This window comes from Sandarakinorhabdus limnophila DSM 17366, from assembly GCF_945882885.1.
GTDB classification, from domain to species: Bacteria; Pseudomonadota; Alphaproteobacteria; order Sphingomonadales; family Sphingomonadaceae; genus Sandarakinorhabdus; species Sandarakinorhabdus limnophila_A.
On the sequence record NZ_CAMCWT010000001.1, the window covers coordinates 69,056 to 89,698 of the forward strand.

Here is a 20,643-nt window from a genome sequence, read left to right on the forward strand (position 1 = left end):
TCATCCTCCGGGGCAAAGTGGTGGCACAGCGCTCAATGAAAATCACGGCTTTTCGCAATGATGCGCACATCGCGGGGATGGCGGCCTCTTGACGGTGGCGGCTTGCGGTTTGACGGCCCGTGCACCAGATCCTCACTGGCGCGGGCCAGCGGCGTGGTCGCGTCATGCGCGTCCGACAGGCGATCCAGCACAGCGCTGCGATCAACAATGCGCGTCGCCATCAGGTGCATCACGCCTTCCGGGCTCCTTTGCACCTCGCCTTCCACCTGCATCAGGCGGCTGGCCATGATGGCGCGCCGAAATGTTTCGAACAGCCGCGCCCACACCACCACGTTCACCACGCCGCTTTCATCCTCCAGCGTGATGAAGATGGCGTTGCCGCCGCCCGGCCGCTGCCGCACCAGCACGACACCGGCCACCTGCGCGCGCCGGCCATTCTTCGCCACGGCGAACTGCGCGGCGCTGAGCACGCCGGGGAAATAGCGCCGCAGCAGCGCCAGTGGGTGGGCGCGCAGTGAGAGGCGCAGCACCTGGTAATCGGCGGCGACCTCCTCCCCCGGTGCCATCAGCGGCAGATCGTGCGCGTCCTCCGCGCCCAACTCACTGGCGGCAGCTGCGGCGAACAAGGGCAGGCTGTCGGTGGGCGTGCGCAGCGCCTGCCAGCCGGCATCGCGGCGATTGAGGTTCAACGACGCGCAGGCATCGGCATCGGCGAGCAGCTTCAGCGCGCGTGCGGGCAGGCCGGCGCGGGCGAGATTTTCGAGCGAACGGATCGGCCGGGCGGCGGCGATGCGTTCGGCCCACTCCTCACGAAACCCGGTGATCTGGCGCAGGCCCAGCCGCAGGGCCAAAGCGGCATCGGCCCTGCCATCACGCGCAGGCTGAGCCGCCTCCAACGTGCAATCCCACGCACTGTGGTTCACATCCACCGCCCGAACCGCCACAACATGTTCGGCCGCATCGCGCACGATCTGCGCCGGCGCATAAAAGCCCATCGGCTGCGCGTTCAGCAGCGCGGCGGCAAACACTGCCGGGTATCGGCACTTGAGGTACGCCGAAACCCACACCAGCCGGGCAAAGGCAATCGCGTGGCTTTCGGGAAAGCCGTAACTGCCGAACCCCTTGATCTGGTTGAAGCAGCGCCGGGCGAACTCTTCCTCATAGCCCCGCGCCACCATGCCATCGACCAGCTTGCTCTCGAAATATTCCATCCCGCCATTGCTGCGGAACGTGGCCATGGACCGGCGCAGGCGGTTGGCTTCGGCCGGCGTGAAATTGGCCGCGGTGATGGCCAATTTCATCGCCTGTTCCTGGAACAGCGGCACCCCCAATGTCTTGCCCAGCACGTTTTTCAGTTCATCCGGATCATGCGGCGGCTTCGGGCTGGGGAAGTTCACCGCCTCGCGCCCCTGGCGACGCCGCAGATAGGGGTGCACCATGTCGCCCTGGATCGGGCCGGGCCGCACGATGGCGACCTGGATGACCAGATCGTAGAACTCCGCCGGCTTCAGGCGCGGCAGCATGTTCATCTGCGCCCGGCTTTCGACCTGGAAGACGCCGATCGAATCCCCCCGTTGCAGCATGCGATACACATCCGGCGCCTCGCCCGGCACATTGTCCAACGTGTAGGCATGCCCCAACTGCGTCTCGATATGCTCGAACGCCCGCCGGATACAGCTGAGCATCCCCAGCGCCAGCACATCCACCTTCATCAGGCCGAGCGCATCGATATCGTCCTTGTCCCACTCGATGAAGGTGCGGTCTGCCATGGCGGCGTTGTGGATCGGCACCAGCTCATCCAGCCGCGTCTGCGTCAGCACGAAGCCGCCAACATGCTGCGACAGGTGGCGCGGCATGCCCATGATCTGGTTTACCAGTTCGCCCAGCCGCACGATTTCGGGGCTGTCGGGATCAAGGCCGCTTTCAGCAAAGCGCGCGCGCTCCATCTGCGACGAAAAACTACCCCACACCGTGCTGGTCAGCCTGGTGGTCAGATCCTCGCTCATCCCCAGGACCTTGCCCACTTCGCGCACCGCACTGCGCGGGCGATAATGGATCACGGTGGCGGCGATGCCGGCGCGTTCGCGGCCATAACGTTCGTAAATCCACTGCATCACCTCCTCGCGGCGCTCATGCTCGAAATCGACATCGATATCGGGCGGCTCCTTGCGCTCTTCAGAAATGAAGCGGGAAAACAGCAAATTGTGTTTCGACGGATCGACGGCGGTGATGCCCAGCACGAAACACACCGCGCTGTTGGCGGCGCTGCCGCGGCCCTGGCAGAGGATGCCGCGCCCCTGTGCGAAAGCGACGATGTCGTGGACGGTGAGGAAATAGGGCGCATAGCCGGCCTTGGCGATGATGCGGAATTCGTCAGCCAGCAGCGCCATCAGCTTGGGCGGCACCCCATCCGGCCAACGCTCACGCGCCTTTTGCAATGTCAGCGTTTCCAGCCAGCCCTGCGGGGAATAACCGGCCGGCACCGGTTCGTTGGGATATTCATACCGCAGCTGATCGAGACTGAAATCGACCCTGGCCAGCAGCCGGGCCGGCGCCTGCAGCGCCTGCGGAAAATCGCGGAACAGGCGGGCCATTTCCGCAGCGCTTTTCAGGTGGCGTTCGGCATTGGCGGCCAGCCGCGTGCCGGCGGCCGCAAGCGTTTCGCCCATACCGATGCAGCGGATCACATCGTGCAGCGGGCGTTGTGCTGGCGTCGCATAGAGCGGGGCGTTGAGTGCCAGCAGCGGCACGCCGGCCGCATCAGCCACCGCACTGAGCGCCGCCAGCCGCCGGCGATCGCTGCCACCATGATGCAGCATCGCACCCTGCCACAGCCGATCCGGGCAAGCCCGCGCCAGTTCGGCGAGGCGACCATGCTGGGCACCTGTTGGCGGCAGCGCAATCAGCAGCAGGCCATCGGCATGTTCGATCAAGTCGGAGAGGTGGAGGATGCAGTCCCCCTTTTCCGCCCGCCGGTTGCCGGTGGTGAGCAGCCGGGTGAGCCGCCCCCAGCCGTGGCGGTGCGCCGGATAAGCGATCACATCAGGCGTGCCATCGGCGAACAACAGTCGCGCGCCGACGGCCAGCTTGAACGGGGGCAGTTCGGTGCCGGCCTCCTTGGCGGCTTCGGCCAATTCGCGCACCGCCACATGGGCACGCACCACGCCGGCGACTGTGTTCTTATCCGCGATGCCGATGCCGCAATGGCCCAGCGCCAGCGCCGTCTCCACCATCGCCGCCGGGCTCGACGCGCCTTCCAGGAAGGAGAAATGCGTGGCCGCGTCGAGTTCGGCGAAACCGCTGGGTGTCGCCATCATGCGAACAGGCCGTGCAGATACCAGCGCGGCGGGCCGGGTTCACGATCGTACAGGCCGTGGCGGAACAGCCAGAACCGCCGGCCATCGGCGGCCTCGACACGCCAGTAATCGCGCGTCAGGCCCGCACCATCCTTGCGGCGCCACCATTCGGCGGCGATGCGTTCGGGGCCTTCGTGAGCGGTGACATCGTGGACCTGGCGTCGCCAGCGGAAGCGGCGCGGCGGGCCATCGGGGACTTCGGCCAGCACCTCGATCGGCTGTGGCGGATCGAACAGGCGGATGGGACGGGCCGGCGGTTCGCCGGGCGCGGGCGTTGGCCATTGCGACGGCGCGCTGCCAGCCAGCGGCAGATCGAAACTCGCCTGCTCGGGGATGTGCGTGTCCGCACGCGCCAGCCGGCGGATGCGCCCGCGCCCCAATCGGGCGGTGAGGCGATCGACCAGTTCGGCCAATTGGGTTTCGGCGAGCTGGCCGCCCTCCAACCCCAATTGCGTCTCATCGAGCGAGTGGGTGACCGGTACGGCGAGGCGCACCAGATCATAGCCGAAGCCGGGATCGAGCGGATCGTTGAGCGCCGCGATGCGTTCATCGAACAGGCGCAGCAGCACGGCCGAATCGCGCTGCGGCTCCGCGGTTTCCACCGCGACATGCGCGACATGGCCATCGGCGCGATAGAGCGCGAGCGCAAACAGCCGCCCGCCGACCCCGCGCGCGCCCATCTGAACGGCGCAGCGCAGCAGCAGCTTCTCCAGCGTGGCGCGCACCGCATCAGTGGTGGCGATCGGTTGGGCAAAGCGTTGTTGGGCGACGATCTCGGCCACGGCCACGCGCGGGTCGAGCGGTTGCGGCGCGGTTTCGGTCAGCGCGTCCAATGCAGCCAGCAGCGCTTCGCCAAAGCGCGCGGCAACGGCGGCACGCGGCAGCTTCGCCACCTCACCCACGCGCTTCAGCCCGGCGCGGCGCAGCGCGATCTGCACCGGTTCCTGATCGGACAGAGCGGCGAGCGGCAGATCCGAAACGCGCGTTAGGCCAAAGCGGGCCAACGCCATCGCGGCGGCCGCAGTGGCAGCCAGCGCGTGGCTGGCAGTGAAGCCCAATCGGTGCAGCCGCGTCAGCACGTCGGCGACCAGGCTGGCCTCCCCGCCGAACAGGTGGGCGCAGCCGCTGATGTCGATCACCAGCCCATGCGGCGGCGCGGCGGCGGCCATGGGGGACCAACGGGTGGCGCCATCCGCCAGCCAATCAAGACAGGCCGCATCACCGGCCGGATCATGGGCGGCGACGCGCACGCCCGGCAGAACGGCGCGCGCATCGGCCAGTACCAGGCCGGGGTGCAGGCCCTCCGCTGCTGCCGCCGGGCAGCAGGCGCGGATGATCTGGCGGCCGCGGTCGGTCGCGATGAGGACGAGGAGTTCAGGCAGCGCGCCAAGTGCTTTGGGCGCTGATTGCCGGGCGAGGCGTTCGGCGGGCAACCACGGCAGGCACACGGCCAACAGGCGACGCGTGCCGGCCAAAGGCAGCGCCGATGGGGATGGCAGGCTGGGCGATCGTATTGGCGGGCAGGAAACGGCGGCGGTCACGATCCCACTCCAGTTCTAGGTTAAGGCCAGCCGGGCCACCACGTTGGCGCTCAAGGGTGAGCGCCAGGCGTGGCGGGCCGGGGACGTTGGCAACAAGACGGCGGGCCGGCGCAGCGCGCGCCTGCCAGCGGGTGAGTGCGGCCGACGGCTTGGGCGGACCAGCCCGCAGCAGCAGGGTGAACACGCCCGACGCAGCCGCCGCCAGTTGCAGCCGGCGCGTCACGGTCAGATCGACGGCGCTCGCGCTGCCGGCTTCGATCACCAGGCAAGCCAGTGCCGCACAACGCTGCGCCTCCGCCGCCGCGCGCAGCATCGGCAGCGCTGCGCCCGCCGCCACCAGCCACAACCGCCCCGGATCGCCGCCCAGTTCGACCAGGCCCGCGCCATACAAGCGGCCATCGTCGTCCCGGGGGGCGGCCAGCCACAGGATCGGGCCACTGCGCACGCTGGCCAGCGCCAGCATCAGCGCCAGCGCCGTGCTGCCCGGGCCATAGATTTCGTGGCATCCCGCCAACAGCAATCCGCCGCCAAGCGCCGAGTCGACGCGGCCGCCATCAAGCGCAACCCGCCCGGCAGCAGCTGGAACACGGGCGGACACGGGCGGCACTAGGCGGGCGACAGACGGCAACGGAACGACTCACTTATGGCAATTTGTTCTTTCTTTGTTCCAATTGCAGTCAGCCGCCCTTCAGTGTCAAGCCGGGCGTAATCCTATCGCGCCTTGGCCGCCGCCTCGCGCACCAGCAGGATGCGATCCTGCCCGAAATACATGTCGTCGCCGCCCACATAGAAGGTGGGGCTGCCAAAGCCGCCGCGCGCGATGAGTTCATCGGTGTTGGCGCGCAGCTTGGCCTTCAGTTCCGGCGCGTCCGCCCGTTCCAGCGCGGCCGCATCCAGCCCACCGGCCGCAGCCGCCTCGGCCAGCACATCTGCCTGAGAAACATCGCGATCTTCTCCCCAATAAAGCTGGAAGATGCGGCGGGCGACGGCCTCGCACTGGCCCGTTTCGTCAGCCACCAGGCACAGCCGCATGGCGCGCGCGCTGTTCACCGGGAAGATGCTGGGCGTCCATTTGATCGACAGACCAGAACGGCGGATCCAATCGTTCATATCCTTGGTGAAATAGCGCGCCTTGGGCACCACCGGCTTGGAGCGCATCTCGTACACGCTGGGGTTCACCGTGTTGAACACCCCACCCACAAGGAACGGCCGCCAGACAATCCCGAACCCGTCCTCGCCGGACGCCTTCACCAGCGCCTCGAACCCCAGATAAGTCCACGGGCTGGAACAATCGAAGAAGAATTCCACCTGTGCCGTCATGACCCTCTCCCCAAATGCTACTTTGCGGCTACTGTGGGGCCATGATGCATCGTTTCAAACCGGTCTTTTTGCTGGCACCCTTGGCCGCCCTGTTGATCGCGGCGGCGCCAAGCACCCTACCAGGCGCTGTTCCGGACCGTGCCGGCCGGCTGGCACAGGCCGCCGCGCTGGTGGACAATGGCAAGCCAGCCGAGGCGCTGGCCATCCTCGATCCGCTGCTGGCCGAATCCGATCTGCCGGCCGACAAGGGCCAGGTGGAAGGCCTGCGCAGTTTTGCACTGGCCCGGATCGGCAAGTTCGCCGAAGCCCGCGCCGCCATCGAATTGGCGGTGGTCTCAGCGCTCAATCCCACGCCGCTGCTGCTGCGCCAATTGTTCGTGCTGCGCGCCATCACCGGTGATGTGAAGGGCGCGGCGCAAACACTGCAGCTGGTCGCTGAATCCAATCCGAAATGGCTGGCCGAACTGCCGCACGAACTGATCGCCGATGTGCAGCGTACCACCGCCAGCGACGAACAGCGGAGCTTTGATCTGGCCTATACGCTGGTCGCCGCCGGCTATGCACCGCCCAACGAAACGGTGAGCGACGGCGATGCCTTGCGCATTGCCGTGATTGCCGGGCTGGCCAAACGCGACCGGCTGGAGGATGCCAAGCCGATCATCGCCACGCTGATCAACACCGCCAACATCGCCCGCCTGGCCATCGATCGCCGCTACCAACCGCTGTGGCCAGCACTAGAAGCCCGGCTCGGCCCCAGTGCCGATACCGCCGATGCCGCCTTCATCGCCGCCGCCGAGCAGAAACTCGCCGCCAGACCGCAATCCATCGTGGCCCGCGCCGGCGTGGCCGAAGCGCTGAACATCGCCAGCAAGGAACCGGAAGCGCTGGAGCGCATAAAGGACATCGGCGGCACCGCCGAAGCCTTGGCGAAAATGACCAACCGCGAGCTGTGGACAATGAACCTGAAGGCGGCGCTGCTGAGCGATGCCGGCCGCACCGATGAAGCGCTGGCCGTGCTCGATGCCGTCGCCGGCTTGCCCGCCGAAGGCCGGCCCAACACCCTGGCTTTCCGCCTCATCGCTGCTGACATGGCGGAAGAGGCCGGCCGCCATGCCGACGCGCTGGCGCGGGTGGTGGCGGCGGAAAACAGTGATCTGAACGACTATGGCAAGCAGGCACTGGCTGGCATACGGGTGTGTGCCCTGGCCCGGTCTGGCAAAATGGCCGAAGCACAGAAAATCTCCCTGCCCGCCGGCTGGACGAAAGAGGGCAACAACCGCGCCCTGCAAGCCGCCTTCTCCTGCCTTGGCCGGCTCGACGCGGCCGCCGCCGTGCTGATCAAGCGGCTGGACGACGAAAGCAGCCGCGACGATGCGCTGTTCGAACTTCAGCCCTTCCTGATCAACGACCGCCCGAACGCACCCGACAAGCTGACCAAGGCCGCGATGCGGGCCCTGAAAGCTCGGCCGGACGTGAAGGCCGCCTTCCTGAAATATGGCCGCGATCTGCCGGCCGCGATCGCCCCTCCGCGTTAACGCTTGAATCGATCGCGCAGCTCGAACTTCAGCACCTTGCCAGCCGGGTTGCGCGGCAGGGCGGTGACGATTTCCAGGCGGGTCGGCAGCTTGTAGCGGGCCAGGCGCTCCGTCGCCCAGGCGCGCAGGGTTTCGAGATCGAGGCTGGTGCCAGGCTTCAGCGCGGCGACGGCGGTGACACTTTCGCCCCATTTTTCATTGGGTTCGCCAAAGATCGCCACTTCGGCGACGGCCGGGTGATCATAGAGCACGGCTTCCACCTCGGCGGGGTAGATGTTCTCGCCACCACTGATGATCATGTCTTTCAGGCGGTCGCAGATATAGAGGAAGCCGTCCTCATCCAGATAGCCGATGTCGCCCGAATGGAACCAGCCTTCGGCATCGATGGCCGCCGCGGTTGCTTCCGGCTTGTTCCAGTATCCGCGCATGATGTTAGGCCCGCGCATGATCACTTCGCCGCGCTCGTTCGGCCCCAGCGGCGTGCGGCCATCCTCGCCCACGATGCGCAGATCGACGAAGAACATCGGCTTGCCGGCCGAACCCAGCTTGGCCAGCGCGAAATCGGGCCCGAGATAGGTGCCCGACGGCGCGGTTTCGGTGAGGCCATAGCCTTGGTTCATCGGAATGCCGCGGGCGTTGTAGAGCCGCAACAAGGGTTCTGGCACCGGCGCGCCGCCGCACATGATGACGCGCAAGGACGACAAATCGGCGGCTTCGAAATCCGGCTGCTGGGCAACAAACAGCAGCATCGCTGGCACGGCAAAGGTGGTGGTGACGCGATATTCGCGCACATCAGCGATGAAGCGCGCCGGATCGAAGGCGCGGTGCAGCACGACATGCCCGCCCTTCTGCCAGCAGCTCAAGGGTGTGACGTTGAGGCCGCCGATATGGAACAGCGGCGCCATCACCAGGCTCACGTCTTTCTCGGACACATCGGCGCCCAGCGCGCCGTTGATGTTGGCCCACCAGAAATTGCCGTGGGTGAGCATGGCGCCCTTGGGCCAACCGGTGGTGCCCGATGTGTACATGATCACCGCCACGTCATCCTCGGCGGTTTCCACCCGATCGGCCAGCGGGGCGGCATCGCCCACAAACTCCGTGATCGGCTGCCAACCATCGGCCGGCCCATCGGCCGACAGGAAGCGCCGGCAACACAGGCGATCCCGTACGCTGTCGATCACCGGCCGGTGCGGGCCATCGACCACCAGCGTGTGCACGCCGGCATCATTGATGATGTAATCCAGTTCCGGGCCCGTGAGGCGGAAGTTCAGCGGCACGAAGATGGCGCCAAGCCGCGCGGCGGCAAACAACAGATCGAAATAGAGCGGGTTGTTGAGGCCCAGATAACCCACCCGGTCACCCCGGCAGATGCCGCCGGCCTTCAGCGCCGTGGCCAGCCTGCCCACGGCATCGCCCATCTCGCGATAGCTGCGGGTCGTGCCTTCGAAGGTGAGCGCCGGCCGGTCCGGCGTTTGCTGCCCCCGCCGGCTGAACCAGCTGTTCAATCCGATATCGGCCTTGGTCATGTTCGCTCCCCCAGAGTTGGGCTGTTGATGCTGGCTGCGCCGCGCCTGGTCAATATGTGGCGGCGAAGCTGTCGATGGCGGCCAGGTGCACGGCCTGCTCTGCCGGCGGCAGGAAACTGCCGGTGAAGCTGTTGCGGGCGAGCGTGATGATCTCGTCCCGCGTCAGGTTGAGCGCATCGGCCACGGCGACGAAGTTGGCGTTCACATAACCGCCAAAATACGCCGGATCATCGCTGTTCACCGTCGCCCGCAGCCCGGCCGCGAGCATGCGACGCAGCGGGTGTTGGGCAAGATCGTCGACCACGCACAGCTTCAGATTGGACAGCGGGCAAACGGTGAGCGTGAGCCCGTCGCTGACAATGCGCTGCACCAGCGCGGCATCTTCCAGCGCGCGGTTGCCATGGTCGATCCGGTCCACCTTCAGCACGTCGAGCGCCTGCCACACATAGTCGGGCGGCCCTTCTTCACCGGCGTGGGCAACGACTTTGAGGCCGAGGCTGCGGGCGCGGGCGAAGACGCGAACGAACTTCTCCGGCGGGTGGCCAACTTCGCTCGAATCAAGGCCAACGCCGTGAATCAGCGACAGAAAGGGCAATGCCGCATCCAGCGTGGCGTCGGCTTCAGGCAGGTGGCGCAGGAAACACATGATCAGCCGGGACGTGATCCCGCGCTCCTCCGCCTCGGCCAGCGCGCGGGCGATGCCGCCGACCACGTTGGCCATGGGCACGCCGCGCGCCGTGTGGCCCTGCGGATCAAAGAAAATCTCGACATGGCGCACGGCATCGGTGGCGGCGCGGTCGAGATAGGCTGTCGTCAGATCGAAGAAATCCTGCTCCGTCAGCAGCACCGCCATGCCCTGATAGTAGATGTCGAGGAAATCCTGCAGGTTGGAGAAACCATAGGCGGCACGGATCGCTTCCACGCTCTCAAACACGAGGCTGACGCCATTGCGCTGCGCCAGCGCAAACATCATCTCCGGCTCCAGGCTGCCTTCAATGTGCAGGTGCAGCTCGGCCTTGGGCAGGCCGGCGATGAAGGCGGCACGGGCCTCGCGCGAATCAAATCCGGTCACTTTTTCAGTCCTTCGATCGGCGCCAGGATCACGTCGGCCGCGGGCTTGTGAGCGCGAATTTCTTCAGGCGTCAGCCCGTCGATTTCATGCGGGAACACCAGCCACTCGTTGCTTTCGTGGATGAAATAATCCGGTTTCAGCGCCGTCTGGTTGCGCGCCGGCTTGTACCAGACGGTGGCGATGCGGATATCGGCTGGCATGTTGGCGCGACAGCGCGCCTTGAGTTCGGTCAGCACCGCCTCGATGCTGCGGCCAGAGTCGAACACGTCATCGATCACCAGCAGCCGGTCGTTGGCGTTCAGTGTGTCGATCAGATAGCCGAGCGCATAGACCTTCACCGACTTCGATTGCTTGTCGATGCCGGTATAGCTCGCGGTGCGGATGGTGATGTGATCGCATTCCACGCCGTGCACATCGAAAAATTCCTGCACGGCGATCCCGATCGGCGCGCCGCCGCGCCAGATGCCGACCAGATGTGTCGGCCGGAAACCGCTCTCCAGCACAGCGCGCGCTAGCCGGAAACTGTCGCCCAGCAGCTCATCGGCGGTCAGCCAGATTTCTTGACGTCACTTATGCAGGTACCCCGGCCAAGGCCGGCACGGGGGTTTCCGGATCAGGCCTCATGCCCGGCAGGGTGACATTTTTCTTGCGTGCAGGACAGGGCCGATAATGCCAGCCAGGGGCCCTACTTGCCGCTTGCGAGATCGGCAGCAACCGCTTCCAGCATTGCATCGGTGAGCTGGCCGCCGGCCATCGACTGCAGCTGCTTCAGGCTCATCGCTTTGAACTGGTCAAGCATCGGATGGCTGGTCAGGCCCGGCACACGGGCATCGAGGATGGCCTTGGTCTTTTCAGCCGCGATCAGCACTTCAATCGGCGTGTCGAGCGTGACGGCCGCAGCAGCCGGCGCCGCCGGGGTTTCGGTCGCGGTTTGCGCCAGAGCAGCCGCCGGCAGGGCGGCAAGAATAAGGGCAAGCAGCAGGTTCATCATGCAGACTCCAGTGGGCTGGGTGGTCAAAGTTCAGCCGAACACGCGGGTGAATATCGTATCAATATGACGGAAATGATATCCAAGATCGAACAGGCCTTCCAATTCGGCGTTGGACAATCGCGCGGACACGTCGGCATCGGCCTTCAACAAGTCCAGCAGGCTCAGGCCGCCATCGGATTCCCACACCTTCATCGCGTTGCGCTGCACCAGGCGATAGCTGTCGTCGCGGGTCAGGCCGGCCTGGGTAAGCGCCAGCAGGATACGCTGAGAATGGATGAGGCCGCCCATGCGATTGAGGTTCTTTTCCATCCGCTCCGGATAGACGAGCAGCTTGTCGATCACGCCGGTCAGACGCGCCAGCGCGAAATCGAGCGTGACGGTCGCATCGGGGCCAATGTAGCGCTCCACGCTGCTGTGGCTGATATCGCGCTCGTGCCACAGCGCCACATTTTCCAACGCCGGGGTGACAGCAGAGCGGACCATGCGGGCGAGGCCGGTCAGGTTCTCGGTCAGCACCGGGTTGCGCTTGTGCGGCATGGCGCTGCTGCCCTTCTGGCCCGGCGAGAAATACTCCTCGGCTTCCAGCACTTCGGTGCGTTGCAGGTGGCGCACTTCGATGGCCAGCCGTTCGATGCTGCTGGCGATCACGCCCAGCGTGGCAAAGAACATGGCGTGGCGATCGCGCGGGATGATCTGGGTGGAAACCGGCTCAACCGACAGGCCCAACTGCTGCGCCACATATTCCTCAACCTGCGGATCGACATTGGCGAAGGTGCCGACCGCGCCCGAAATCGCGCAGGTGGCGATATCGGCCCGCGCTGCCACAAGCCGCGCGCGGCAACGGTCGAACTCGGCATAGGCCTGCGCGAGCTTGACGCCAAAGGTGGTCGGCTCGGCGTGGATGCCGTGGCTGCGGCCCATGGTGGGAGTGAACTTGTGCTCCACCGCGCGGCGTTTGATGGCGGCGAGTAGAGCATCCATATCAGCGAGCAGGATATCGGACGCGCGGGCCAGTTGCACCGCAAGGCAGGTATCGAGCACGTCGCTGCTGGTCATGCCCTGATGCATGAAGCGCGCTTCCGGCCCAACCTGCTGCGCCACCCAATCGAGGAAGGCGATCACGTCATGCTTGGTGATGGCCTCAATGGCGTCGATGGCGGCGACATCGATGGCCGGCTTGGTCGCCCACCAATCCCACAAGGCCTTGGCGGCGCTCTGCGGGACGACGCCCAGATCGGCCAGCTTCTGGGTGGCATGCGCCTCGATCTCGAACCAGATGCAGAAGCGGGCTTCCGGTTCCCAGATGGCAACCATGTCGGGGCGGGAATAGCGGGGGATCATGCACAGGCCTCTTTGATGTGCGGCGCGCCTAGCATGTGATGCGGCGATTGCCTATCTGTCGGATGGTGACTTCGCCCCCATCTCGTGTCCGCGTCATCCCCTTCCAGCATGGGCTGGGGGCGCTGGATTATGCCGTGCCGGCCGGCATGGTGCTGCAACCCGGTGACGCAGTGGAAGTGCCACTGGGCCCGCGCCGCATCACAGGGGTGGTATGGGATGCGGAACGGTTGGCGGAGCCTGATGTGCCAGCCAGCCGGTTGCGGCCGGTGGCAGCGCGGCTCGATCTGCCGCCGCTGGCCAACCCGCTGCGCCGCCTTATCGAATGGACCGCCGATTATTATGTCGCGTCGCTGCAATCGGTGGTGCGCATGGCGTGGCCATCGGTGGCGTTCCTCAGCCCGAGGGAGTTCACCGAATATCGACTAGGCGGCCCGGTGCCGAAGCGACTAACGCCGGAGCGGAGCCAAGCGCTGGAGCGGCTGGAAGGCCGTCAGGGCACGGCGCGCGATCTGGCCCGCATGGCCGGCGTTTCGGACGCTGTGATTCGCGGACTCGTCACCGCCGGCACGCTGATTGCAACCCGCGTGGCCGGCGATGCCACCCCGCCTGAACCGGACCCGGCGTTTGCACCGCCCGCGTTGTCCGCCGATCAGCAGGCGGTGGCCGATGAACTGGTCGCCGCTGTGGATGCGGGCGAATTCGCGCCGATCCTGCTGGAAGGCGTGACCGGGTCCGGCAAGACCGAAGTCTATTTCGAAGCCGTCGCGCAGGCGATCCGCAACGGCGGGCAGGCGCTGGTGATGGTGCCGGAAATCGCGCTTACCGCGCCGTGGCTGGCGCGATTTGCCGCCCGTTTCGGCTGCCAGCCGCTGTCGTGGCATTCGGATCTGAAAACCAGCGAGCGCCGCGCCGCCTGGGCCGCGATTGCCGATGGCCGCGCCAAGGTGGTGGTGGGCGCGCGGTCGGCGCTGTTCCTGCCCTATGCCAACCTCAAAACCATCATCGTCGATGAAGCCCACGAAGCCAGCTTCAAGCAGGAAGAGGGCGTGCATTATCACGCCCGCGACGTGGCGGTAATGCGCGGGCGGATGGAGGGCCTGCCCATCATCCTCGCCACCGCCACCCCGGCCATTGAAACGCAGGTGCTGGCCAGCCGCGGCACCTATCGCCATCTGGTGCTGCCCAGCCGTTTTGGCGGGGCGGAACTGCCCGACGTGACATTGGTGGACATGACCCGCCATCCGCCGGCGCGCGGCACTTGGCTGTCTCCGGTGCTGGTCGCCGCCATCACCGACGCACTGGCCAAGGGCGAACAGTCGCTGCTGTTCCTCAACCGCCGCGGCTATGCCCCGCTCACGCTATGCCGGGCCTGCGGCAACCGTATCCAGTGCCCCAATTGCACGGCGTGGATGGTCGAACACCGCCTGTCGCGCCGGCTGGCGTGCCATCACTGCGGCCACCAGATGCCGGTGCCCGAACAATGCCCGGAATGCGGCGAGGCCGATCACTTGGTCGCCTGCGGCCCTGGCGTGGAGCGCATCGCCGAAGAAGTGCGCCGCACCTGGCCAGAGGCGCGCACCGCCGTGGTGACCAGCGACACCATCACCAGCCGCGCCCGCGCTACCGCGCTGGTGGCCGCCGTAGAGGGGCGTGAGGTGGACGTGATCATCGGCACCCAGATGGTGACCAAGGGCTATCACTTCCCCGATCTCACCCTGGTGGGCGTGGTCGATGCCGATCTCGGCCTTTCGGGTGGCGATCTGCGCGCGGGCGAGCGGACCTGGCAACAGATCGTGCAGGCCGCCGGGCGCGCCGGGCGCGGGCAGAAGCCGGGCCGCGTGCTGATCCAGACGCACCAGCCAAAGGCGCCGATCATGCAGGCGCTGGCAAGGGGCGATGCCGCCGCATTCTTCGTCGCCGAAATTGCGGCGCGGCGCGATCTGGGTTTGCCGCCTTTCGGGCGGCTGGCGGCATTGATCGTGTCTTCGGAAGACGCTGCCGCCGCAAAATCCGCCGCCGATGCACTGGGCGCCGCCGCGCCGCAGCGCGAGGGGCTGATGGTGTTGGGCCCCGCCCCCGCCCCGCTGGCCATGCTGCGCGGCCGACACCGCCACCGGCTGCTGGTGCAGGCAAGGCGAGACCTGCCGCTGCCGGCGATACTGCGTGACTGGCTGGTCAACGCGGTGTTGCCGTCCTCCGTGCGCGTGGTGGTGGATGTAGACCCCTACAGCTTCGTCTAGAGCATCGACGCATCCGCCGGCAGTCCCAGCATTACGCGGCCGGCCAGTTCCAGCGTCGGCGGCGCAACCATCACATGCTGGGTCGCCACATGGGCATCGCGGAAGCGGCGGTTCAGCGGGTGGCTGGCATAGACCGAGGTGCCGCCGGCCAGTTCGTGCATCTTGGCGGCCACCCGCGCCGAGACCTGGGTGAGGCGCGTCGCCGCCAACCGCAACCGGGCACGCACTGAAAGCTCAAGCGCATCGCCGGCGACGACGCGATCCCACGCAGTTGCGATTTCGGCGTGGGCGAGCGCGCGGGCGGCATCGAGATCGGCCTGCGCCACGGCGAAATCCGCCTGCACGACGCCGCGTTCGGCGAGGCTGCGGCTACTGCCCTGCCCCTTCTTGGCCACCGCCAGCGCCTTCAGATCATCAAGCGCACCCAGCGCATTGCCGCTGGCCACCGCCGCGATGCCGAGTGCCAGCAGGCCGAAGGGGGCGAAGCGATATAGCGGGCCAGCCTCACGCGGCGTGTCGGTGATGAAGGACACGCTGCGGCTCTGCGGCACGCGCACATCCTTGGCGGCCAGATCGCCCGAGCCAGTGCCGCGCATGCCCAGCGCATCCCAGGTGTCGATCAGCTCAACCTCCGCGCGGCGCATCACCATCATGCGATGATCGGGCGCGCCGCTGGGCAGGCGGCGCATCTCGCCACCGTCCATGATCACGGCGCCGCCGAGCAGCCACGAACAATTGGCGCTGCCCGATCCCCAGGCCCAGCGGCCGCTGACCAGATAATCGCCACCCTCCACCGCCGCCCGCCCCATCGGCGCGAACACGCCGCCAGTGATGACGTTCGGATCGAACCAGATTTCCCGCGCGTGTTCCATGGGCAGCCAAGCCGAGATCAGCGCCGTGGTGCCGCCGATCATCACACACCAGCCCGTGGCCGCATCCGCGCGGCCAAGTTGTTCGAGGGTATTAAACAGGGTGGCAACATCGGTTTCCGCGCCGCCGAGCGATTTTGGCACCAACATGCGGAACAGGCCGGCCTGCGCCAGTTCGGCGGCCAGGTCGGCCGGCAATCGCCGCTGCTGCTCGGTATCGGCGGCGCGGGCGGCGACCGTCTGCAGCAGGGCTTCGGCGATCATCACAGCTTCCACAGGTTGGCGAGATTATTCTTCTGCATATCGGATGATCCGCCGACGATCGGCATGCCGAGCAGATCGCGCACATGGCGTTCCATGTCGAACGCGTCCGACAGGGCATAGGAACCGATCACCTGCTGACAGGCGAGCGCGATTTCCACGCCGACATCGGCCACGAACAATTTCGCCATGCTGGTTTCGGCACTACACGGCCGGCCTTCATTGGCCAGCCACGCAGCGTGATAGAGCATGTGCCGCGCCGCCTGCAGCTTGGTTCGCGCCACCACCAGTTTGTGGCGTACCGCCTGGTGCTGGCTGATGGGTTTGCCGAACTGAACGCGGGATTGCGCATAATCCCACGCTTCATCCAGCGCAGCCCGCGCAATGCCGAAGGCGACGGCAGTGATCTCCAGTTTCTCCACATCGAGTGCGCGGCCCGCGAGCAGCTTCCAGCCCTGGTTCCACATCGCCGGTCCGCCAACGATATTGGCCGCCGGCACCCGCACGCTGTCGAAATACACATCCTGGCTCGCCGTGTAGCGCAGGTTGGCGTGGTGGATGTCCTGCATCCGCACGCCCGGCGCGTTGGTGGGGATCAGCACGAAACTCAGGTTGCGATAGCGGTCTTCGGCGGGGCCGGAACGCACCAGCGTGTAGATATAGTCGCTCCAGTCTGCCCCCGTGCACCAGCGCTTGGCGCCGTCGATCACGACCTCGTCACCTTCAAGGCGTGCGCGGGTGGTGACGCTGGCCAGATCGCCGCCAACATCGGGTTCGGACAGGCCATAGGCGAAGAACAGCTCCCCCCTGGCCAGCCGCGGCAGGAACTCCGCCTTCTGCTCGGCGCTGCCGTTTTCAGAGAGGTTCATGCCGCCATAAAAGGACGTGTGGATATAGGGTCCAGCCAAGCACGGCCCGGCCTGCGCCAATTCCTCGATCACTGCTACGGCGGCGACCAGGTCCTGCCCGGCGCCGCCATATTCTTCGGACACAGTCAGCGCGGTAAGGCCCAATTTGTTCAATTCAGCATAAACATCGCGTGGCCAGCGATGATCACGATCCCACTGGATGCGGGCCTCGCGCGGGGCGTGTTGCGCCACGAAGCGGCATATTGTGTCGCGCAGCTGGCCGATATGCTCCGGCTCATCGGTGAACGTCACGGGGGGCAGCGGCGGCGCCATCATTCACCTGTCAGCTTTGGCGGCCGGCGCTCACGGAAGGCGCGCACGGCCTCGGCCCGGTCGGCGGCGAGGTTGGACAGCGTCTCATAGGGAATGGAGGCATCCATCAACTGCTGCGCCAGCACCCTGAGCGGCTGGTTTGCCACCACCTTCGACCAACGCACCGCATATTTGGGATTGTTCATCAGCTTGACCACCAACTCGGTGACTTTCGCATCAAGCTGGCCGGTGGGCACGGCATAGTTGATCAGGCCCATCGCCTCAGCGCGCGGGGCCTTGATCAGATCGCCGGTCATCAGAAATTCCTTGGCGCGGGCATAGCCGATCAGCTGCGGCCAGATCACCGCGCCGCCATCGCCGGCCACCAGACCCACCTTCACGTGCGGATCGCCGATCACGGCGTTTTCGTCGGCGACGATGATGTCGCACAGCAGCGCGATGGTGGCGCCCAGCCCGGCGGCGGCACCGTTCATGCGGCAGATCACCGGCTTTTCGATATCGAGCAGGCTGGTGACGATGCGTTTCGCGTCCCAGCCGATGTCGCGGAACTGGTTGGGGTGGGCGATCTGTTCTTCAAACCAGTCGAAATCACCGCCAGCGCAGAAGGCGCGGCCAGCGCCAGTGAGCACGATGATGTCGCTGCCCTTGTCCTGCTGCAATTCGGTGAACACGCGGGCGAGTTCCTCGTGCATCGCCTCGTCAACGCCGTTCACCGGGTTGTTGCCGGTGATGATGGCGGTCAGCACCCGCTCATGGCCGAAATGGCCGCGGGTGAAGGTGAAGCGTTGATAGCCTTCAAGCAGCGCCATGGCGCGGTCTCCCCGGTAATTTGCGCCACGGTGGCGCAGCCGGGGCCTGCGGTCAAACTGGCTTTCAGCGCAGCTTTAGCGCCGCCTTGATCTTGCCCCAGCCCACCAGCTTGAAATTCTGCGCCGGGCTGTTCTCGCCATCCTGCGCCACCATCAGGCCCTGTGGGAAGGCCGGGCCGAAATCGCCGGTCATCACCGCGATGCCGTCGGTTTCCTGAGTGCTGCCCAGCCGACCTTCGGCAATGCGGAAGCGGCCGGCAAAACGCTCATCGGCGAGGCGATACACAGAATAGGCGTTGTCGCCTTGGCTTGATGCCACCAGCCAGCCGCCACTGCCGGCACCTTCGGCGGCAATCGCCAGCCCTTCGACATCGGCGACCAGCCGCTTGCCGTCCACGCCGGCCAGCTTCACCGCTGTGGTGCTGCCACTGGCACGCGCATCGAAGCGCCAGATGCCCACGTCTTCCTCCGCCGCATAGAGCCGGGCGGTGCGGGCATCGACAACGCAGCCTTCACTTTGGGTGGAGAGCTTCAGGCTGCGCACGATGCGGCCGCTGGCCTTGGCGGTGTCCAGTTCGATCTGGCGGATGGTGCCATCCTTGATGACGATGAACGCCGTCAAGGCACGGGGCGTTGCCCACAGGCACATTCCATAGGCTTCGCCTGCTCCCGCCGGCACCCGGCCAATCGGTTCCAGCCGCGCGGTCGTGGTATTCAGCCGGAACAGCGCGATCTGGGCTTTCGCTTCGTCGCTGCGATCGCTGGCGGCAACGATGACGCCCGCCGGGGTTTCGACCAGATCGACATTGTTGACCCGGCCGGCATTGTTGAAATCGCGCACCTGGCCATCAAGGCCATAAACGTACAGGCCGGCCTGCTTGTCCGTGCCCACGATCAGGCTGGCGGCGGGATTGGCGGCATTGCGCCAGATGGCTGGATCATCGGCGGCATCATCGCCACTTTTCACCGCCGCTGTTTCCGCATCGGCAGTGACGCTGGCCGTCTGGACAACCGGCACAATGGCCGGCGGCGCGCATGCGGCCAGCAATAGCAGAAAGGGCAAAGCAGCGCGCATCGGCCTCATTTCACGGTTACGAAGATCGGGTTGGCATAGAACCACAGATCAGACCAAGGGTCTTCACCCTTCGGATCGGCTTCCGGCTCCTGCTCATCGCTGCTGGTCCCGCGCACGCGCAGATAGAGCGGGCCGGTAACCGCCGGGATGCGGTGGGTCATGGTCAGCACCTCGCCATCGCGGCTCCAATCGGCGGCGATGAAGCGGTGGGTGACGGTGGTGGCCGGCGCGCGTGCCGTTGTGCGATCGGCGACGGAGCCGGTGACAGGCCCAGTGATCAGATCAACCCGCGCCACGTCCGGCGTGCGGCCGCCGGCATTGGCCGCCGCCGGATCGCGCAGCCGGATGGTAACGGTCAGCGTCTGGCCCTTGCGCGCCATGAGCGTGCCGCCGATCCCAGCCTGCTTGCTGCCGCTGCTGACGATCACATCCACTTCCGACACCAGATCACCGGTGGTGACGAAGATACGGCCGTAACGCAGTCCATCGACAATGTCGCCATGATCGGCACGCGCCTGCACATAGGTTTTCGAATATTCGCCTGGCCAGAAATCATTGCCGCCATCGCGCCAGTTGCTGTGGCTGTCAGACGTGGCGGTGACAAACCAGCGCCTGCCTTCAGCCAGCATCGAATCCCAGAAACCGCCCAGCGTCGCCGTCATCTGGTCGAACCCGCCCAGCGTGGGCGCCCGGCCATAGCCGCCGCGGTTGCCAGTAGGATCGGGGCTGCCATCGGGCTTGATGGCGCCGGCCTGGTGGCCCGGTGCGCCTTCCATGCCGATTGCAACGCGCGGCGCGGTGTCGTTCCAGTTGCGGAATTCTGACGGGGTATAGAGGCCCCAGGCAAATGGCGCGGTGGCGGAGCGGCTGGGGTGATTGGCGATCAGCACCGGCGGCGCCTTCTGGTCGCGCATCATTTTCAGCGCGTCGATCATGAAGCCTTCGCTGTCCCACGCCTTGTCGGCCGGCCACGGCTCACGCTTGGAAAAGCCGGATTCGATGGTGCGCAGCTGATTGCGCTCGTCGCCGGTGAAGGGGATGATCAGACTTGAATGATCGCCGGCCGGGGTATCGAATTCCATGCCATAGAAAATCAGCATTTCCGGCACGGCGGCCCGCGCCTTGTTCACTTCCGGCCAGGCCTGTTCGTAATTCAGCTTGCTGTGGTTGGGGCCGCCGTGATCGGTGCTCACCATCCAGCGCAGGCCGAACTGGCGCGCCATCTGGGCGTTCTTGCTGATCGAGTAACGCCCATCCTTGCCGAGCAGCGGGATCGGCGCCGTCTGCGGGCTGGCCGGGTTGGGTTCGTAATCGGCGCTGAATTCACTGTGGATATGGTGATCACCCGGCAGCCACAGCCGGCCCTTGGCGGGCACGGCGCCGGCGGTGGGCTTGTTCTGGTGCCGTTCGGCCAGGCCGCCATGGTCGCCGTGGGCGAAGGCGGGGGAAACGCAAAGGGCGGTCCATGCCGCCAGAGTGATCAAGCGCATGGAACCGCTCATTTTGCGAGGCCTGCCGCAGCAGAG

16 protein-coding genes are annotated in these 20,643 nt (G+C 66.3%); 2 read left to right on the forward strand and 14 right to left on the reverse strand.

What is annotated here, in order from left to right; translation table 11 throughout:
- Positions 1 to 32 precede the first annotated feature (32 nt).
- The 4 genes from Q7O19_RS00355 to Q7O19_RS00370 form a co-directional block, all read right to left on the reverse strand.
- On the reverse strand, positions 33 to 3,317 hold the full coding sequence (locus Q7O19_RS00355; protein WP_303807926.1) for an error-prone DNA polymerase: 3,285 nt from the start codon (positions 3,315 to 3,317) through the stop codon (positions 33 to 35).
- Positions 3,314 to 4,831, reverse strand: a complete 1,518-nt coding sequence (locus tag Q7O19_RS00360) for a DUF6504 family protein (protein WP_303807927.1) — start codon at positions 4,829 to 4,831, stop codon at positions 3,314 to 3,316. The genes Q7O19_RS00355 and Q7O19_RS00360 overlap by 4 nt, the downstream gene beginning before the upstream one ends.
- Positions 4,731 to 5,495, reverse strand: a complete 765-nt coding sequence (locus tag Q7O19_RS00365) for a hypothetical protein (protein WP_303807929.1) — start codon at positions 5,493 to 5,495, stop codon at positions 4,731 to 4,733. The genes Q7O19_RS00360 and Q7O19_RS00365 overlap by 101 nt, the downstream gene beginning before the upstream one ends.
- A 113-nt stretch (positions 5,496 to 5,608) precedes the next feature.
- Complete coding sequence (locus Q7O19_RS00370; RefSeq protein ID WP_303807931.1) at positions 5,609 to 6,217, reverse strand: 2-hydroxychromene-2-carboxylate isomerase; 609 nt, start codon at positions 6,215 to 6,217, stop codon at positions 5,609 to 5,611.
- 41 nt (positions 6,218 to 6,258) lie between these two features.
- On the opposite strand from Q7O19_RS00370, the gene Q7O19_RS00375 reads away from it, so the two are divergent.
- The gene (locus Q7O19_RS00375) at positions 6,259 to 7,752 is read left to right on the forward strand and encodes a hypothetical protein (RefSeq protein ID WP_303807933.1); all 1,494 of its coding nucleotides are present in this window, start codon (positions 6,259 to 6,261) and stop codon (positions 7,750 to 7,752) included.
- Here Q7O19_RS00375 and Q7O19_RS00380 read toward each other — a convergent pair.
- The 5 genes from Q7O19_RS00380 to purB all read right to left on the reverse strand — a co-directional run bounded on the left by Q7O19_RS00380 (position 7,749) and on the right by purB (position 12,682).
- Positions 7,749 to 9,278 (reverse strand): long-chain fatty acid--CoA ligase, encoded by a 1,530-nt coding sequence (locus Q7O19_RS00380; protein WP_303807935.1) that lies wholly within the window; start codon positions 9,276 to 9,278, stop codon positions 7,749 to 7,751. The two genes, Q7O19_RS00375 and Q7O19_RS00380, sit on opposite strands and share 4 nt — an antisense overlap.
- Before the next feature lie 49 nt (positions 9,279 to 9,327).
- Positions 9,328 to 10,350 carry an adenosine deaminase gene (locus Q7O19_RS00385; RefSeq protein WP_303807937.1) on the reverse strand — a complete coding sequence of 341 codons (1,023 nt, stop codon included), beginning with the start codon at positions 10,348 to 10,350 and terminating at the stop codon, positions 9,328 to 9,330.
- Positions 10,347 to 10,907 carry a phosphoribosyltransferase gene (locus tag Q7O19_RS00390; protein WP_303807975.1) on the reverse strand — a complete coding sequence of 187 codons (561 nt, stop codon included), beginning with the start codon at positions 10,905 to 10,907 and terminating at the stop codon, positions 10,347 to 10,349. Before Q7O19_RS00390 ends, Q7O19_RS00385 begins: the two co-directional genes overlap by 4 nt.
- 128 nt (positions 10,908 to 11,035) lie before the next feature.
- Complete coding sequence (locus tag Q7O19_RS00395; RefSeq protein WP_369692391.1) at positions 11,036 to 11,341, reverse strand: hypothetical protein; 306 nt, start codon at positions 11,339 to 11,341, stop codon at positions 11,036 to 11,038.
- A 30-nt stretch (positions 11,342 to 11,371) separates the two neighbouring features.
- Positions 11,372 to 12,682 carry an adenylosuccinate lyase gene (purB, locus tag Q7O19_RS00400; protein ID WP_303807939.1) on the reverse strand — a complete coding sequence of 437 codons (1,311 nt, stop codon included), beginning with the start codon at positions 12,680 to 12,682 and terminating at the stop codon, positions 11,372 to 11,374.
- Between the two features lie 62 nt (positions 12,683 to 12,744).
- Between purB and Q7O19_RS00405 the strand changes: the two genes are divergently transcribed.
- Positions 12,745 to 14,922 (forward strand): primosomal protein N', encoded by a 2,178-nt coding sequence (locus Q7O19_RS00405; protein WP_303807941.1) that lies wholly within the window; start codon positions 12,745 to 12,747, stop codon positions 14,920 to 14,922.
- Here the strand turns inward: Q7O19_RS00405 and Q7O19_RS00410 are convergent.
- From Q7O19_RS00410 to Q7O19_RS00430, 5 genes are all read right to left on the reverse strand, one after another.
- Entirely contained in the window at positions 14,919 to 16,055 is a 1,137-nt protein-coding gene (locus tag Q7O19_RS00410) for an acyl-CoA dehydrogenase family protein (RefSeq protein ID WP_303807943.1), read from the reverse strand. The two genes, Q7O19_RS00405 and Q7O19_RS00410, sit on opposite strands and share 4 nt — an antisense overlap.
- Entirely contained in the window at positions 16,055 to 17,236 is a 1,182-nt protein-coding gene (locus tag Q7O19_RS00415) for an acyl-CoA dehydrogenase family protein (protein WP_303807945.1), read from the reverse strand. Before Q7O19_RS00415 ends, Q7O19_RS00410 begins: the two co-directional genes overlap by 1 nt.
- The gene (locus Q7O19_RS00420; RefSeq protein ID WP_303794471.1) at positions 17,233 to 18,042 is read right to left on the reverse strand and encodes an enoyl-CoA hydratase/isomerase family protein; all 810 of its coding nucleotides are present in this window, start codon (positions 18,040 to 18,042) and stop codon (positions 17,233 to 17,235) included. The genes Q7O19_RS00415 and Q7O19_RS00420 overlap by 4 nt, the downstream gene beginning before the upstream one ends.
- Positions 18,043 to 18,106: 64 nt before the next feature.
- Positions 18,107 to 19,117: a phytase gene (locus Q7O19_RS00425; RefSeq protein ID WP_303807947.1), complete on the reverse strand. Its 1,011-nt coding sequence runs from the start codon at positions 19,115 to 19,117 to the stop codon at positions 18,107 to 18,109.
- 5 nt (positions 19,118 to 19,122) lie between these two features.
- Positions 19,123 to 20,607: a phosphoesterase gene (locus tag Q7O19_RS00430; protein ID WP_303807949.1), complete on the reverse strand. Its 1,485-nt coding sequence runs from the start codon at positions 20,605 to 20,607 to the stop codon at positions 19,123 to 19,125.
- Positions 20,608 to 20,643 lie beyond the last annotated feature (36 nt).

Bases quoted from the DNA above. Each gene is read 5' to 3' on its own strand.
- Q7O19_RS00395 (WP_369692391.1), bottom strand. From the start codon at position 11,341: ATGATGAACCTGCTGCTTGCCCTTATTCTTGCCGCCCTGCCGGCGGCT.
- Q7O19_RS00425 (WP_303807947.1), bottom strand. From the start codon at position 19,117: ATGCGCGCTGCTTTGCCCTTTCTGCTATTGCTGGCCGCATGCGCGCCG.
- Q7O19_RS00405 (WP_303807941.1), top strand. From the start codon at position 12,745: ATGGTGACTTCGCCCCCATCTCGTGTCCGCGTCATCCCCTTCCAGCAT.
- Q7O19_RS00415 (WP_303807945.1), bottom strand. From the start codon at position 17,236: ATGATGGCGCCGCCGCTGCCCCCCGTGACGTTCACCGATGAGCCGGAG.
- Q7O19_RS00370 (WP_303807931.1), bottom strand. From the start codon at position 6,217: ATGACGGCACAGGTGGAATTCTTCTTCGATTGTTCCAGCCCGTGGACT.
- Q7O19_RS00375 (WP_303807933.1), top strand. From the start codon at position 6,259: ATGATGCATCGTTTCAAACCGGTCTTTTTGCTGGCACCCTTGGCCGCC.
- Q7O19_RS00430 (WP_303807949.1), bottom strand. From the start codon at position 20,607: ATGCGCTTGATCACTCTGGCGGCATGGACCGCCCTTTGCGTTTCCCCC.
- Q7O19_RS00380 (WP_303807935.1), bottom strand. From the start codon at position 9,278: ATGACCAAGGCCGATATCGGATTGAACAGCTGGTTCAGCCGGCGGGGG.
- Q7O19_RS00420 (WP_303794471.1), bottom strand. From the start codon at position 18,042: ATGGCGCTGCTTGAAGGCTATCAACGCTTCACCTTCACCCGCGGCCAT.
- Q7O19_RS00410 (WP_303807943.1), bottom strand. From the start codon at position 16,055: ATGATCGCCGAAGCCCTGCTGCAGACGGTCGCCGCCCGCGCCGCCGAT.
- purB (WP_303807939.1), bottom strand. From the start codon at position 12,682: ATGATCCCCCGCTATTCCCGCCCCGACATGGTTGCCATCTGGGAACCG.
- Q7O19_RS00355 (WP_303807926.1), bottom strand. From the start codon at position 3,317: ATGATGGCGACACCCAGCGGTTTCGCCGAACTCGACGCGGCCACGCAT.